This is a genomic window from Geomonas sp. Red276 (genome assembly GCF_054784495.1).
The window spans coordinates 15,904-30,365 of record NZ_BLXW01000019.1; the positions used below are offsets into that span (position 1 = coordinate 15,904).

Consider the following 14,462-nt stretch of genomic DNA (forward strand, 5'->3'; position numbering starts at 1 on the left):
AAAGGTGAAGGGGCACTTGTCACGGCGCTCTCGGTTTGAAGGTCTTGTGGCATATGTAGCAGAGTTCGTCGCCGTCCCGTATCAGGTGGGGGGGCGGCTTGGTGAGGTTGTGGCAGGAAAGACAGGTGACCTTGCCATCTTCCAGCATGCAGCCGGCGGCCTCGATCTCCGCCCGGCTCGCGTACTCCGCGGCTCTTCTCACGGGTGGATACGGATGCAGGATGGAATGGTTCTGCAGGTACAGGCACTGGTCCCCCAGGCAGAGGGTTATCAAGCGCCCGGTGATGCCGTCATGACATTGAAGACAATCCTCGGCGGTCAGGATGCCGCTTGCCTGACTCTGGTGGTAGGTGTTCCCCACCACGAAACCGAAGGCGAAGAGAACGAGGACGGAGATGACCACGATGCCGCTGAAGACGAGGTACCGATGTGAATTTTTCATACCGCCCTCTGAGAGTATAACCTTGTCCAAACAGTAGACATTCAACCACAGAGAAGTACAACAAATTCACAATTACTGCCGATGCGGCTAATTTTACCGCACTATTGTCAGGGACGCTCCACTCAATGAGCCAGGAAAGATCAAGTCAACAGATGACAGGAAAAAGCCACCCGTGGAAAACGCCGGCTCTTCCGGTTGCCGGATTACCTCAGGCGGTTTTGGCCATGGACGTCTGCCAGGTGATGGCGTTGGCCTTGGCCGGGGCCAGGCCGAGATAAAACTCCACGGTGGCGAGATCAAGGCCGAGTTCGATCGAGATCTGCCTCGCGCTCAGGCCGGAGAGCTGCATCGATTTCACCCGTGCGGTGGTGCTGATCTCGACGATATCGCCTCCGGCGGCGGCAGGTCTGTGAGTGGTGGCGGTCCGTTTCCGGGAGGTTGCGGAGGAAACCGCCGCGATCTTTGGCGTCCCTCCCGCTGCGGTAATCGCGGTGACTGCCATGGCATTCTCCTTCCCGGACAACTCTCACAAGGGAGGCCGGGAGCTGAGAGAGTTGCCCACCGTTCTGATCCTATGATAGCAACAGGGCCGCAAAGATGCATCCACTTTAATCCTGGACGCCTTTTTTTACTTTCCCTGCTGGTTGCGGTATCGTTAATGACAGTAAGGACCAGCAAAGGGAGATCGCACGATGAGCGTAGTGGCAACCGGAGAGGAAGGGACCATGAGAGGACTCAGTCCCTTTGCCAGCCATGCTTGAAGAGGAAAGTGCACAGTGCCTGACCGGGGCCCCGGAGGAACTGATCCGGGCGGTAGACGAGTTCAACCGAAGGGAATGGTTCGAGTGCCATGAGAGTCTCGAAGAGCTCTGGGTGGGGTCGGAAGGCGAGCTACGGCACTTCTACCAGGGACTGTTGCAGTTCGCCGTGGCCCTTTTCCACTGGAGAGAGGGAAATTACGCCGGAGCGATCCTCCTGCTGGAGCGGGCCGCCGGGCATCTACGCCAGGTCCGTGCCGTTTGCCAGCAGGTCCAGGTCCAGGAAACGGTCGCAGCCGCCGACCGGCTGAGAGACGCTCTGGTCGCCCTGGGACCGGACCGGATGGACGCGCTGCCCCCCCATCTGATCCCCCACCTGTGCCTGCTGGCTCCCCACGAAAATCCCGCCGCTTGACTTCCGGGTCTGCAGTATTTCCCTGTGATTTTCCGTGGTTTTCCACCTCCACTTTTTTGTTACAATCACCGCGCCTAATTGCATACACTTTGCAGAGCGCACCACTAAAAAAAAGATATTGACACGCAATTTCCAGCACTTAGCAGGGTGCGCAGAAATTGTGCAGCGAGCTAAACTGCCTCAAATTTCGTAACATTAGGGACAGATATCAACAGCTAGAGCTCAGTTTTCCACATTTGGAGTGGAAATGCTGGAGAAACCTCGCACATTCAAAGACTTAGCCCTACCGCCGATCCTCACGCAACAAGCTGAAGAAGTCAGCACCAAAAAGAAGTGCACCCCAATGACAATGTTCTCACTCGACTCTCTAAGAGGTATAATTATGTACATGGAGAGGAGGTGACGGTTATGACCATCAGAACGAAGTGGGAAGACTTCAAAGAGAGCATGATGCATATCGGTACAGGCAAGCAGCGTACCGAGGAGGAGCGCAAAGAGGAACAGCGTAAGGCAAGAGAGCGTGGTGAAGTCCCGCATCATTCCGATACGTCATCCGGTTCAGAGACATTGGACGATTAGGCTCCCGGCTGACAGTTCCGGGGAATCGACGGTGAGCGCCCCGAGGGCGCCATAGAGAAAGCGGCAACGGTACCGGGGAGCTGACCGGGACGGTGGCAGAAGCCGGAGCACGACGTCAGGCATAGATGTGGTGATGGGTTGCGTAGAGGCCAGCCTTGTGAGCTGGCCTTTGTCATTTCAGGTGAGCCACCTACGCCCTCGAGCGTAATTCCCTTGTCGGAGGGGGAAAATTGATATATACGGCTGGTAGTCTGGGAAAGTGAGGATTAGCAATGGGAAGGCAATGGAGTATTTTCGCGGTGACGGCGATAACCCTCGGGGTCCTCGGGCAGGTGCACGCCGCAGACAGTAACGGCATCACACCGGCAGGCCCGGCAGGCCCGGCGGGCTATCCAGCCTCGACACCGTCCCCTCCTCCAGTGAACGTCCCCCCGGGAGTTAGCTCCTCGACCAGCAGCACCACCAGCGTCAGCTCCTACTATGAGAGTGCGATGCGCCAGTACAAGATGAAGGAGAAGAAAAAGCCGAAGAAGAAACTGCACGCCCGCGCCCACAAAAGCAACAGCGGGAGCTATGACTCAGGGATGTACGAGACCGGGATGTATGGGGGGGGAACCAACACGTCCGGGCGGTACACGAACAGGACCTCGGGCCCCGGAACCTCTCAGCAGGGGAACTCCCGGGGCAGCAGCGGCTCCGGCCTCTACGATACCGGAACCTATGGAACCGGCGGGACCGCTTCGGGCCAAGGAACCGGTCCCAGGATAGGCGGCTCCAACGGATCGATCGGCGGCGGTCAGCCAGCGATCAGCAGTTGGGGCCAATCCCGTTAGCGCCCCCGTTAGCGCCCCCGTTAGCGCCCCCGTTAGCCCCCCCGTTAGAGCCCCGTTTCACCTGAGGTACCCGCAAGGGCCGGCATTCAGCCGGCCCTTTTTCGTTTGCCCCCTGCGTCAGAAGATTGCGAGCGGATGTAGAGGACCAGCCCGGTAACGCAGAGAGTTATCCCGACGCCCCCTGCCGCGCCCGGCACCCCTCCCTGCAGGAAGACGATCTCACCCAGCAGGGAGAAGAGCACCTCGGTCGACTGGGTGGCGTCCACCGCGGCGAGCTCCATCGGCGTCCTGGCCAGGTGCCGCGCGCGGAAGAAGAGCGTGGTGGCAATGACGCCGGAAAAAAGGGCGACCACCAGGGTGTTGACCAGCTGCCCCCGGCTGGGCGCGCCCGGGCGGGAGAGCAGAATCAGCACGATCCAGAACGGGATCGAGCCGAGCACCATGAGGAGCACCCGGCCGACGCTGGTGTCGACCGCCGGATCGTCGACACGGGGAATCAGCCGGCCGCTGCCGTGCCGCGCCTCCCACACCAGCTGGTTCCCGACGGGGTAGGCAAAGGCGGCGGCGATCACCGGGACGATGCCGAGCAGAAGGTCCCGATTGGACACCGACCCGGATTGCTCGATGGTGACCGATACGATGCCGGCAAAGATGAGCGCGGTGAAAAAGAGTCCCTGGGCGGGGACCTTCCTGCCGAACATCAGCAAGACTGCCGGAGTGGCCAGGATGGTTGCCTGCCAGGTGGTGGCGACCACCCATCCCGGTGCATAGCAGGAAGAAAAGGTGAGCAGGGCGTAAAAGGTCCCGAAGCCGACGCTTCCCGCAACGCACCAGAAGCGCCAGTGGCGCCGGAAGGTCGCCATGATGGCCCGCAGTTGCCTCCCCTGCCCCGTCACCAGGAGCCACCCCGCCAAGAGAAGGAGGGTATCGAAATAGCGCAGGCTGGCGGTCCAGACCCAGCTTCCGCCTGCCAGGCTCATGGCGCGGTTGAGAACGAAGGTACTGCTGAAAAAGAACGCGGAGAGGATTCCGATACCGATGAGACGAATCATGAGGGAGAGCTTTAGCCGAATCGACCGCAAAGGTAAAGACCAAAACGGTTCGGGGAGGAGGTACGCCACCCTCGCAAACGCCCTCTGACGTGTTATTGCTTATACGATCCTTTTTAGGGTTGACAACAGGGCCACCGCCTTGACGAAGGGGGGGAGCGGACCTAAGATTAAAGCGTGTAATCAGAAAGTAAAGGAGGTTGCGCTATGGCAGAGAAAGGTTTGACGAGGCAGCTACAACAGCGGCCGTCTCAAATGGCCCGGATGGACCGTCTTTTCGACGACTTTTTCAAAAGACCGTTCTTCTCCCTCTGGTCACCTCAGTTCAGCGAGGAGGAAATGGTGCCGTACGTACCCATCGACATCTTCGAGGATGGCGAGTCGGTCGTCGTAAAGGCTGAAATCCCCGGGATGAAGAAGGAAGACATCAACGTCGAGCTCACCCCGCACTCGGTCACCATCTCCGGGCAAAAGACCACGGAAAGGCGGGTTGAGGAAGGGAACTACTTCAGGCAGGAATGCTCCAGCGGATCATTCAGCAGGACCTGCCACCTGCCGGTTGAAACCGTCACCGACAAAGCCCGCGCCGTCTTCAAAGACGGCATCCTCGAGGTGAGGATTCCGAAGACGGAATCGGCCCGCAGCCAGCTGAAGAAGCTGAAAATCGAATAAATCCGGCCAGGAAGTGGCGGTGGTCGATAACGAAATGGCTACGGACGGCTCCGTAGCCATTTTTTATTCGCACCGATCACCTCCGCGGAGATCTCACTTCCCGTTGGAGCGGAACACCACCCGCAGTTCGTCGTTCAGGTCCACCTTGAGACCGGGGATCTTGCTCATGGCCGCCAGCATTTTCTGCTTGTCGTCAGGAGGCACCGCCTGCTGCAGTTTCATCAACTCCTCCGGCTTCTTCTTCAGCAGCTCGCCCAGGTCCACCTCAACCAGGGTGATCTCGGCTCCTGAGCGGAAAAGGGCGTTGGATTCGATCACGGTCCCATCGATCATGAGCTTGTCGGAGAACCGCATACCGTTGAACATCTGCTTGAGCATGTCCATCGCCTGCTGGGCCTGCGGGTTGTCGGCGCCGGCCTGAGGCGTAACAGCCGCCGCCTGGGCATCCGCTGCCGGGGGGGCATCCGCTGCCGGGGCATCTGCAGCCGGGGCCTCCGGCTCCTTCGGAAGCGCCGCGCCGTTTTTCATGACCAGCACACTGTTGACGCCCCGGGTGAAATGGAAGGAAGTCGTCCTGCCCGAGCCGGGCCCCTTGTCGACCGGAGTGGCGTCCGCCTCCAGGGTCAACCTGTTGATGTCCTTGAAGGCGTAGACCGCACGGTACCCCTCGAAATCCCCCTTCTGCACCAGGGTGACTGAGACCAGCGAGACCCCCTCCCCCATACCGGCGACCTTGGCGCGGGCGGTCTTTTCCACCTCGGCCAACTCGTCCTCTTTCTTCTTCGGCTCCGGCTTCGCCCCCTCGGCGACCGGCTCCTTCATTTCGAACATCGAGGTAAGCGACTTGCTGATCATCACCGTTTCCTCGACCGTCCCGCTCCCATCGGCCTTGAGATGCACCGTCCGCTCGATCTGAAAGCAGCCGGCCAAAAGTGCCGACACCAGGACGACAACGCCCGCCGCAAATATCCTCTTGATCCGAGTGATGCGGTTACTCATCCTTTCAATCACAGGGGCCTCCTCTGTTCGTTCCACGAACCGGTTATCAAGAAAACGGCCATAACGCTTTGCTTAGGACTGGAGGCGGCATTTTACAGGGTTTAGCTTGCCCACTACCAGTAAAAAAAAAGACAGAGGCCCCATTTTTCAAGGTTTACTGACAGAAATCGACTCACGACCTGCTATATCCCACCTCCTCCTTCCCCTTCCCCTGTGCGCAGGCCATCAGCAGGGCATCTATCTTACCGAGCAACTCCCGGTGCTGCCGGTCGATAACCTGGTGTCCGGTCTCCAGCGACTCATTCCATTTCGGGTTGGCGGCATGCAGGCTTTCCATAAGCGAGGTATTGGTGGACATGGCTTTTCGCTCCTTTGACAGTTAGCGGGGGTGAACGGCTTGCCCAGTCCCGTTTTCAATTTCCATTCCAGGGGCGGGAGCGGCGGCCTCACTCCGGTGCGGACATGGCGCCAACCCCTTACCAGCCTTTCATTTCGGGAGAGGTGGTCCCCAAAACGGGGCTCTCAGGCGGAAAATTCAAACGGAGGATCGGCCAGGTCAGCCTTGTGGCATGCCACACTTTTGTACCATCCGGATGTGGGGCATGCCCCAGTTTTACCGATGGCGACCATAACGGGGAACTCCCGGGGAAAGGAGGTTGCCCCACCTTTTTAGTGAGGGGGCGCAGAGAGTCAGGATGAAGTGGAGGGATGACGACGAATGAAGACGAGCGGGCGATCGTGGACCCGTTTTGCCGAATGCTCAAGGATTCGCCCGTTCTGCCGAAACAGGGTGAAAGGAGTAAGTTCGACTGGTAGAGAGGATGGAATTCATGCCGCTTGTCAAATGGGGCCCGCTTTATGCCATTGGCATCGAGGAGCTCGATGCCCATCACGAAAACTTGATCGGGCTTTTGAACCGGGCCTACGATTCTTTTGCCAGGGGCGCGTCAGAGCAGGAGCTCAAAGAATTGGTCGCCCAACTGGCTGAGTATGCGACCTATCACTTCGGCTGTGAGGAGCGGTTTATGGAACGGGTGTCGTTCCCAAAGACCGCGGAGCATAAGGCCGCACACCGTGCGTTTACCGCCAAGGTCACTGAAATCCAAAGGAATTTCGATGCCAAGAAGAATTGGCTGACGTTGGAACTGCTGAGATTTTTACAGAACTGGCTTACCGGGCACATCCTCGAGGCCGATGCCGAATTCGCACGCTTCGAACCGGACCTGGATGCAATGGTTTCCGCCTCCTAGTGTCCCGGACCAAACCTCCAGCTTAGCGGGCGGTGCCGGCGGGCCGGGGAGTGCGCGGCATACCCCCCGGAAGCGGCAGCGGTGCTGCTGGTGCCGGCCCCCGGGCGGAGCGCCCCCTCTTATCGCCTCGGTCCTACTTCTTCGACTCTTCCAAAGGCCCTTTCGATTTTTTGAGGAAGATCCCGAAGATCCCCTTCAACATGGCGCCGAACAGCAACATGGCCGGGATGATCTGCACCACGATGATGGCACCGAGAAAGGAGATGAAGAGTTTCGACATGATACTCATTCTCGCCGGCAGGTCGGAGATCTTCCAAAACAGTAGCGCGCCGGCAATCATCAGGCCCACTATCCACCAGTTGGTCATCCTTCCCGTAGGTTTGGTTTCGAGCTCCTTGGTCATGGCGTCCTCCTTCCCGTGAGGTCGGCACCTCGCATCACAACTGCATCGGAAAAGAGCTATCAAAATGGGCGGTGCCCTCTCTCGCATTATCTACCCCTGTCATTATCATCTTGTGAAACAAATTTAATGTCAATTGAGACATTGGCTGAGTCATGGCTAGGTCAGCTACGCAGTTGCTTTGGCTGGTCTCGACCTCCCGGTCCGAGCCCGCATCGTCTTGAACCGCTGATCCCGCCGGAGTTATAGTAGTGGGAGGCACAAACACTCCTTATTAATGCCGCATGAAGGAGGTAGAGAGATGAACTTGAAGGTTCAGACGTGGCCGTGGATCGTCGCGCTGCTTCTTGCTCTTGTTTCAACGGTGCCGGCGATCGCATCGGACACCCACCAGCACTCCATGGGTCAGAACGTGACCGACATGAAGTTCGGCACCTTCCCCAACCTGCCGACCTGTGCCGTAGGCTCGGTCCAGAATGGCGATCCGGGCACCGGCCCCTCGATTATCTTCGCCAGGGTAAAACGAGGATGCGTGATCCCTTGGCACTGGCACACCCCGAACGAGCACCTGATGATGGTGTCAGGAACCGCGCGGATAGAAATGAAGGATGAAGGGAAGATGACCCTGAAACGCGGAGCCTTCGCAAAGACGCCGGCTCAGCACGTCCACCAGTACACCTGCAGTTCCGGAACCTGCGAGATGTACGTCTACTCCGATGCCGCCTTCGATATCCACTACGTCGACGCGGACGGCAAGGAAATCCCGCCTGATCAGGCGCTGAAGGGAGTCCGCGAGACTGCCGGGAAGTGATCGGAATCGTTGCGGGAGAAAAAAACGGGCTGCCTCGGCGATCGAAGCAGCCCGTTCTTTTTTGGGCAAGGTTCATAAATTGGCGGTTACAGCCAGCGTTTCTTCCGGAAGTAGACAAGCATCCCGACGGCGATGGTCGCCATTACCCCCAGCACCACCGGATAGCCATAGGAAAGGTCGTACTCCGGCATGTTCTTGAAGTTCATCCCGTACCAGCCGACGATGAACGACAGCGGCATGAAGATGGTGGCGATGATGGTCAGCACCTTCATCACCTCGTTGAGCCGGTTGCTGACGCTGGAGAGGTAGATGTCGAGCATGCCGGATAGGGTGTCGCGCAGGGTCTCCAGCGTGTCGAGCACCTGCACGGTGTGATCGTACAGGTCGCGCAGGTAGATGACGGCATCCTCCCTGACCAGCGGAGAATCACGGCGCTGCAGGCGCCCGACCACCTCCCGTAGCGGCCAGACCACCTTGTGGAGAAAGAGCATGTCGCGTTTCATGTCGTAGATGGCATGCAGCGTGGCGTTCTCCGGCTTCTCGATCAGGGCGTCCTCGAGCGACTCTATCCTCTCGGACAGCTTTTCCAGCACCAGGAAGTAATTGTCGACGACGATGTCCAGCAGGCCGTGGAGCAGGAGGTCGGCGCCCCCGGTCCTCAGGCGGGACTTTTCGTTCTTCAGCCGGGTTCGCACCGGCTCGAAGACGTCTCCGTCGAGCCCTTCCTGGAAGGAGATCAGGTAGTTGTCCCAGAGGACCAGGCTCACCTGCTCCGACGAGATCCCTCCGGCAGCGTCCACCGAGATCATCTTCAGCACCACGTAGAGGTAATCGCCGTAGTCCTCCACCTTGGGGCGCTGGTCGGTGGCGAGGATGTCCTCCAGGACCAGGGGATGGATGCCGTAACAGCTGCCGAACTGTTGCAGGACCTGCACGTCGGAGATGCCGTCCACGTTGATCCAGGTCACCGTGGGGGCAGGCTTCATGACGGGGCATTGGGAGAGGGTGGGAACCTCGCGGTGGGAGAGGGAAGCGGCATCGTACTCGATGACCTCGATCCTGGTGCTGCCGATCTTTTCCTTGCCGATGTGGACGAGGGTCCCGGGAGGGACACCGATCTTCTTCGACCTGTTCTTTACGTGGCGTGCCATGGCTGCTCCGGAAAAAGAGTCGGGACCTACGTGGCGGAGAAACTACCATGAGTTCCCCTCGATATCACGACTTTTTTCCGTCCAGCCCACGGCAGTTGCAGATGCTCGCACTCCCCTCTCGCTATCCTCTGCGGGGCCATCGTCGGCGCGGGGTCCCAATCTACACGTGGATCCGTTGTACCTGGATCAGGCCCCTTTTCTCTCGACAAGGACCACAACACTCGCTACCCACCTTGCGGAACTGCCGCGCTGGCATTGGTGGCGGCTACTCCAGCCCAATTGCTCCTAAAGAATTCTCACACAACGTCGATAGATTGATCACCTGACACAGAAGCATGTTCGGTCATTTGGATGCGGGCCGAAGAGCATGCCGTTGACTGCGGCGACCGGTCCGTTTACCTCTGAAGGTACCTGTGCCCTCCGCCAAAGCCTGTGACGGCTATACACAATAAGGGAGATTTTCCGTGAAATTGGTGACAAAGGTTGGCACAACAGTGGTAGTCGTCTTTGCCGTGACCATCCTGGCCCTCATCGTAACCGCGTTCAGCAGCTCGAGGAGCATCATGGCTTCGGTGCTGGAGACGCAGCAACTCAACCTGGCGAAGGACAACGCGGGAAACATCGACACCTGGCTGCAGAGCAAGCTCGCCATCATCGATGCGGCGGGAAAGGATCTCAGCAAGTATCCCGTTACCCAGCACGACCACATCCTCAACCAGGTAAAGGTTCTGAGCGCGGCAGGCAACTTCAAGAAGGTTTACACCGGGTACGAGGACGGGACCGTCATCTTCTCCGATGACTGGAAGGCCCCCGCCGACTACGACCCGCGCAAGCGCCCCTGGTATACCCAGACCAAGGCCGCCCCCAAAACGAGCTTCACCGAACCGTACATCGCCTCCTCCACCGGCAAGCTCACCCTCTCCTTCATGAGCCCCCTCCTCTCCAACGGCGCCCTCACCGGAGTGGTCAGCTCCGACATCGCGCTGGATGAGATCATCGAGAAGGTCCTTCATATCAAGCTCGGTAAGAGCGGATACGCCTTTGTGGTCGACAAGGCCGGCAAGATCGTCATTCATCCGAAGCAGGATTACGTGATGAAACAGAACCTGGCCGACCTCTCCCCGGACCTCAAGGGGGTGGCCGACAAGTTGTCGACGAGCAAGACATCCCTTCTCAGCTACCGTCTCGACGGCAGCGACAAGATCATGTCGTATGCGGAGATCCCCTCCACCGGATGGTACCTCTGCGTAAGCGTCGACCGTTCCGAAGTCTTTGCCCCGGTCGGAAAACAGCTCACCGCGCTGGCGATTATCGGCCTGCTCTTCCTGGTCGCCGGAGTTGCCGTGGTCAGCCTGTTCATCAGGGGCCTGCTCAGGCCGGTCAGCGTCCTGTGCGACCGGGTATCGGACATTGCCGAAGGCTACGGCGATCTCACCAGGAAGCTCGACCTTGGAGACCGTAAGGACGAGATCGGCGTCCTCGCCGGAAAGATCAACCATTTCGTCGAGAGCGTCCGGGAGATAGTGCTGCAGATCGCCAACGCCTCCTCCATGCTCGCCACCGACTCCGAGCGGCTCTCATCCATCGCCACCACGATCTCAAGCGGGACTGAAGAAGTCGCCTCCCAGACCACCACGGTCGCTACCGCCAGCGAAGAGATGTCGGCAACGGCGTCCGATATCGCGAGCAACTGCCTCTCCGTCGCCGAAAACGCCAAGCTTGCCGCCGACACCACCCACGAAGGGTTCGACGTCGTCAGCAGCACCCTGGACGGCATCCGCAGCCGTGGTGAGATAACACGCCAGACGGCCCGGGCCATATCGTCGCTGGGGGAGAGATCGGAACAGATCGGCGCCATCGTCAGCACCATCGAGGACATTGCCGACCAGACAAACCTCCTGGCGCTGAACGCGGCGATCGAAGCGGCGCGAGCAGGCGAGCAGGGGCGCGGGTTCGCCGTGGTGGCGGATGAGGTACGGGCTCTCGCCGAGAGAACCACCAAGGCAACCAAGGAGATCAGTGAAATGATCCGGGCGATCCAGCAGGAAACCAGGGTCGCCATGACAGCCATGGACGAGGGTGTCATCGCGGCGGAAAAGGGGATCGAGGAAGCAGCCCGCATCGAGACCTCGCTCAAGCGGATCCTCGACCAGGTGGAAGCGGTGACGGCGCAGGTGAACCAGATAGCGACCGCCGCCGAAGAGCAGACCGCCGTCACCAACGAGATCACCGGCAACATCCAGAACGTCACCTCGGTGCTGCACCACACCACGCAAGAGGCGAAGACGGTGGCAACCACCTCCGCCCACGTTTCCGATGTCGCCGGCAGACTGCACGGCATCGTCGGCAAGTTCAAACTGTGAGAGGCCGGTGGCCGCCCGTCATCTCCTTACGCCCCCTCCAAAAGCCGCGGGGGGACGGTTCCTTCATAAAGGAGCCTCCCCCCCGCGGCTTTCCCCCGCCACATTCCCAAAGAAACACCGTCTGCCTGCAGAGCCTCCTTCGACTTCCCACCTGACCACCGAGTATGAAAAAAGGGCCAGCCTTATCGGCTGACCCTTCTAAAGAAACGTGTGTGAAGACGGATGCCACTATTCGGCGGCGAGGCGAGAATCCTTGTCCACGAGGTACTGCAGGGTGCGGAGGAGTTCCGCAGCTTCCTGGGTGGAGAGGTTGATATCGGAACGGCGCATCTTCTTGATGACAAAGGGCTTCAGGTCCGCCCGCTTGAAGGGCAAACCGCTCATCGTATAGCCCGTCTCGAGCGCGTTGAGGATGCGTTCGAGGCTATGGCAGGAATCGCACTTGGTATTGAGGAGCGTCACCCCGGCCTTCATCTTGGTGGGGAACCGCGCCTCGTCGAAAGCGAGCTTCCCATCCTTGGTCGAAACCGTCGGGATCTTTTCAGCGAACAGTAAAGCAGGGAGTAAAAGGAGTATGCCGACAACAACGAACCACTTCATCTCGATACGGAACCCTTCTCGTGTGAGTTTTTCAAGCGCAAAAAAAGACCAGCTCTGCAGACTGGCCCAAACCGTGACCATATATACACAATCCTCAAACAGCTGTAAACACAACATTTTTTAACATATCGATATTCCAATACTTCAGAGCACTTATCTCGTGGAAATACAAACACCCCCAACGAGGGTAACCTTTCTCCGCCCCCCCCACGCGAGGGAAGGGGAGTCGCCGGTCGGGCGCAGGCGATAAATCATCGGGTCCTGGGGATGATTCATCCGGCGTGGGGGATAAATCATCGACCTTGGCAGATAAATCATCAGACGCGGGTGATTAATCATCGAGCGCGAGCGACGAATCATCGGGCTCGGCCGATAAATCATCGGGCGCGGGTAACGAATCATCGAGCCCGACCGATAAATCATCAATCGCGTGCGATGAATCATCGGGCCCGGCTGATAAATCATCGGACGCAGGCGATGAATCATCGAGCCCGACCGAGAACTCATCTGGTCCGGGAGATGAATCATCGGGGTCAGATGACACCTATTGGGGAGCAGAAGAATTGAGATCGAGGCTGGAAGTTGAATGAGGCGGCGTGAAAAAAAGGGGTTACCCGCCTAGGTAACCCCTGGATGCTCGCGTTGTGTGTTGCCAAAATCCGTCAGTTCTGTTGGAAGTCGGCGTTGGTCACTTCCTTGTCACTGTCGGAGACCTGTGAAGGTATTTTTGCCCTGGTACGGCCCCTACGTTCTTTGGCGAGATCGAACCCGGAAGCCACCAGCACATCCGGATTACGAACCGCCGCAGCTTCGAGGGTCGAGAGGATCTCATCCAGGTAGTCGACGAGTTCCGCTTGCAGAGCGCCTCTTTGGGCGATCAGGAGCTTGCTGCCGTCCAAGGCTCCGTGATACGTTACCTCGTACTTCCGTGTTAGCTCCAGATACAACGAAACCAGAGTCGGATTACTAGCCCATAACGAACCTGGGATCGCCGGGTTGTCGGGCAAGCTCCGACTGACCTTTTGATTGAATCCGTGGAATCTGGTTGGTGACATGTTGCGGTAGGACCGCAACGCCCTGACTGCGAATTTCTTGCCCATTGGTCACCTCCCTCGCCTCGGTCTAGCCGAAGCAGATGGATTTTCCGTTTAAATTGGGCACCGTTAATTAACGCGAGCGCATTTAAGAAATTTACCAGCCTCCGCCGACAATGCAAGCCAGGAAGAGCAAAGATCCGTCGCCCCCATCGAAAGTTGCTAGGCCCGCCGCTCTCCAGCCGGCAGTTGGCAGGCGGGGAGGAAAGGTAATTTCAACGATGCTAGTAGAGACGGCCAGAACTGTATGATGATGCATCGCCCTCGGGTTGCTTACGAATGCCGATGACGACATGCCTGCCTAACAAGGCCAAGGCCTTCTCTATTGCAGGACCTTTTGTGGGGTGACGCGGATCTAACATACGCCGGATATCTTTTTCGTCACATTCCAAACGTCTGGCTAGCTCGCTTTTGCTGATTCCATCTTCTTTCATGGCCTGGTACAGAGCCGCTTTAAGTGACATGGAAAGGGGGACCGCTACAAGCTGTTCACCCTCAAGCGGCGCTGACGGCTCCGAGATCTCGGCCCCACGCTTAATCCGCGAGGCAATCGCTTCTTCCAGACAATCGGCGGCTTCGACAAGGCAGTCAGTGAGGGTGTCGCCCTGAGAAATGGCTTCAGGGAAGTCCCGGCAAGTCACGGTAAAGCCGCCGTCAAGAGCATCGTCTGTTAATTTGATCGGGTAGATCATGCGTACCATAATCACTCCTAAAGCTCTTCCGGATGCATAATGTCGCGGAATTTCCCCGAATGTCAAGGTGGGCCGATGCGAGGAACGGCTGTGGGGCCGGTACTTAGGGGAGGACAGGGGGACAGGCACTTTTTAATGTTGGCGTTTCGGTTACCGGGGGAGTGGATGATTGTTTCACTGAGGGGGACAGGCACCTGCGGAGCCAGTCCCCTCCACGTAAGGAAGTGCAAATACGCAAAAAGGGCCAGCTTTTTGAGCTGGCCCTTTTCTATTACTGGCTGGGGTACAAGGATTCGAACCTTGGAATGCCGGAATCAAAATCCGGTGCCTTACCGCTTGGCGATACCCCAGTAT

Annotated in this window: 17 protein-coding genes and 1 tRNA gene; 7 read left to right on the forward strand and 11 right to left on the reverse strand. The window is 58.5% G+C overall.

Translation table 11 applies throughout. The features are described 5' to 3' along the window. Positions 1 to 19: 19 nt before the first annotated feature. Positions 20 to 442, reverse strand: a complete 423-nt coding sequence (locus tag ACYVL5_RS14045) for a cytochrome c3 family protein (RefSeq protein WP_460596205.1) — start codon at positions 440 to 442, stop codon at positions 20 to 22. 208 nt (positions 443 to 650) lie between these two features. Continuing rightward, positions 651 to 944 carry a hypothetical protein gene (locus ACYVL5_RS14050; protein WP_460596206.1) on the reverse strand — a complete coding sequence of 98 codons (294 nt, stop codon included), beginning with the start codon at positions 942 to 944 and terminating at the stop codon, positions 651 to 653. Positions 945 to 1,195: 251 nt separating this feature from the next. Here ACYVL5_RS14050 and ACYVL5_RS14055 point away from each other — a divergent pair, with 251 nt between their 5' ends. From ACYVL5_RS14055 to ACYVL5_RS14065, 3 genes are all read left to right on the forward strand, one after another. Continuing rightward, the gene (locus ACYVL5_RS14055; RefSeq protein WP_460596282.1) at positions 1,196 to 1,615 is read left to right on the forward strand and encodes a DUF309 domain-containing protein; all 420 of its coding nucleotides are present in this window, start codon (positions 1,196 to 1,198) and stop codon (positions 1,613 to 1,615) included. Between the two features lie 408 nt (positions 1,616 to 2,023). After that, positions 2,024 to 2,194 carry a hypothetical protein gene (locus tag ACYVL5_RS14060; RefSeq protein WP_460596207.1) on the forward strand — a complete coding sequence of 57 codons (171 nt, stop codon included), beginning with the start codon at positions 2,024 to 2,026 and terminating at the stop codon, positions 2,192 to 2,194. Positions 2,195 to 2,493: 299 nt separating this feature from the next. Further along, complete coding sequence (locus ACYVL5_RS14065; RefSeq protein WP_460596208.1) at positions 2,494 to 3,027, forward strand: hypothetical protein; 534 nt, start codon at positions 2,494 to 2,496, stop codon at positions 3,025 to 3,027. Positions 3,028 to 3,113: 86 nt separating this feature from the next. Here ACYVL5_RS14065 and ACYVL5_RS14070 read toward each other — a convergent pair whose 3' ends face one another. After that, positions 3,114 to 4,079, reverse strand: a complete 966-nt coding sequence (locus tag ACYVL5_RS14070; protein ID WP_460596209.1) for a DMT family transporter — start codon at positions 4,077 to 4,079, stop codon at positions 3,114 to 3,116. A gap of 339 nt (positions 4,080 to 4,418) precedes the next feature. Between ACYVL5_RS14070 and ACYVL5_RS14075 the strand changes: the two genes are divergently transcribed. Then, positions 4,419 to 4,748: an Hsp20/alpha crystallin family protein gene (locus ACYVL5_RS14075; RefSeq protein WP_460596210.1), complete on the forward strand. Its 330-nt coding sequence runs from the start codon at positions 4,419 to 4,421 to the stop codon at positions 4,746 to 4,748. 93 nt (positions 4,749 to 4,841) lie between these two features. Here the strand turns inward: ACYVL5_RS14075 and ACYVL5_RS14080 are convergent, their stop codons facing one another. Together ACYVL5_RS14080 and ACYVL5_RS14085 are read right to left on the reverse strand one after the other, a co-directional pair. Next, positions 4,842 to 5,759 carry a hypothetical protein gene (locus ACYVL5_RS14080; RefSeq protein ID WP_460596211.1) on the reverse strand — a complete coding sequence of 306 codons (918 nt, stop codon included), beginning with the start codon at positions 5,757 to 5,759 and terminating at the stop codon, positions 4,842 to 4,844. A 160-nt stretch (positions 5,760 to 5,919) separates the two neighbouring features. Then, positions 5,920 to 6,105, reverse strand: a complete 186-nt coding sequence (locus ACYVL5_RS14085) for a hypothetical protein (protein ID WP_460596212.1) — start codon at positions 6,103 to 6,105, stop codon at positions 5,920 to 5,922. 472 nt (positions 6,106 to 6,577) lie between these two features. Between ACYVL5_RS14085 and ACYVL5_RS14090 the strand changes: the two genes are divergently transcribed. Continuing rightward, positions 6,578 to 6,997, forward strand: a complete 420-nt coding sequence (locus ACYVL5_RS14090) for a bacteriohemerythrin (protein ID WP_460596213.1) — start codon at positions 6,578 to 6,580, stop codon at positions 6,995 to 6,997. Between the two features lie 133 nt (positions 6,998 to 7,130). Here the strand turns inward: ACYVL5_RS14090 and ACYVL5_RS14095 are convergent, their stop codons facing one another. Next, positions 7,131 to 7,400: a hypothetical protein gene (locus ACYVL5_RS14095; protein WP_460596214.1), complete on the reverse strand. Its 270-nt coding sequence runs from the start codon at positions 7,398 to 7,400 to the stop codon at positions 7,131 to 7,133. Between the two features lie 298 nt (positions 7,401 to 7,698). Here ACYVL5_RS14095 and ACYVL5_RS14100 point away from each other — a divergent pair, with 298 nt between their 5' ends. Next, a complete protein-coding gene (locus ACYVL5_RS14100; protein ID WP_460596215.1) occupies positions 7,699 to 8,208 on the forward strand; it encodes a cupin domain-containing protein in 510 nt (169 codons plus the stop codon). A gap of 86 nt (positions 8,209 to 8,294) precedes the next feature. Here ACYVL5_RS14100 and corA read toward each other — a convergent pair whose 3' ends face one another. Then, on the reverse strand, positions 8,295 to 9,359 hold the full coding sequence (corA, locus tag ACYVL5_RS14105; RefSeq protein ID WP_460596216.1) for a magnesium and cobalt transport protein CorA: 1,065 nt from the start codon (positions 9,357 to 9,359) through the stop codon (positions 8,295 to 8,297). A 464-nt stretch (positions 9,360 to 9,823) separates the two neighbouring features. Here corA and ACYVL5_RS14110 point away from each other — a divergent pair, with 464 nt between their 5' ends. Beyond that, entirely contained in the window at positions 9,824 to 11,722 is a 1,899-nt protein-coding gene (locus tag ACYVL5_RS14110; RefSeq protein WP_460596217.1) for a methyl-accepting chemotaxis protein, read from the forward strand. 228 nt (positions 11,723 to 11,950) lie between these two features. Here the strand turns inward: ACYVL5_RS14110 and ACYVL5_RS14115 are convergent, their stop codons facing one another. The 4 genes from ACYVL5_RS14115 to ACYVL5_RS14130 form a co-directional block, all read right to left on the reverse strand. Next, positions 11,951 to 12,403, reverse strand: a complete 453-nt coding sequence (locus ACYVL5_RS14115) for a hypothetical protein (RefSeq protein ID WP_460596218.1) — start codon at positions 12,401 to 12,403, stop codon at positions 11,951 to 11,953. A 581-nt stretch (positions 12,404 to 12,984) separates the two neighbouring features. Next, a complete protein-coding gene (locus ACYVL5_RS14120; protein ID WP_460596219.1) occupies positions 12,985 to 13,422 on the reverse strand; it encodes a hypothetical protein in 438 nt (145 codons plus the stop codon). Positions 13,423 to 13,640: 218 nt separating this feature from the next. After that, positions 13,641 to 14,117 carry a hypothetical protein gene (locus ACYVL5_RS14125; RefSeq protein ID WP_460596220.1) on the reverse strand — a complete coding sequence of 159 codons (477 nt, stop codon included), beginning with the start codon at positions 14,115 to 14,117 and terminating at the stop codon, positions 13,641 to 13,643. 266 nt (positions 14,118 to 14,383) lie between these two features. Then, positions 14,384 to 14,458 (reverse strand) — tRNA-Gln (locus ACYVL5_RS14130). Positions 14,459 to 14,462: the final 4 nt, after the last annotated feature.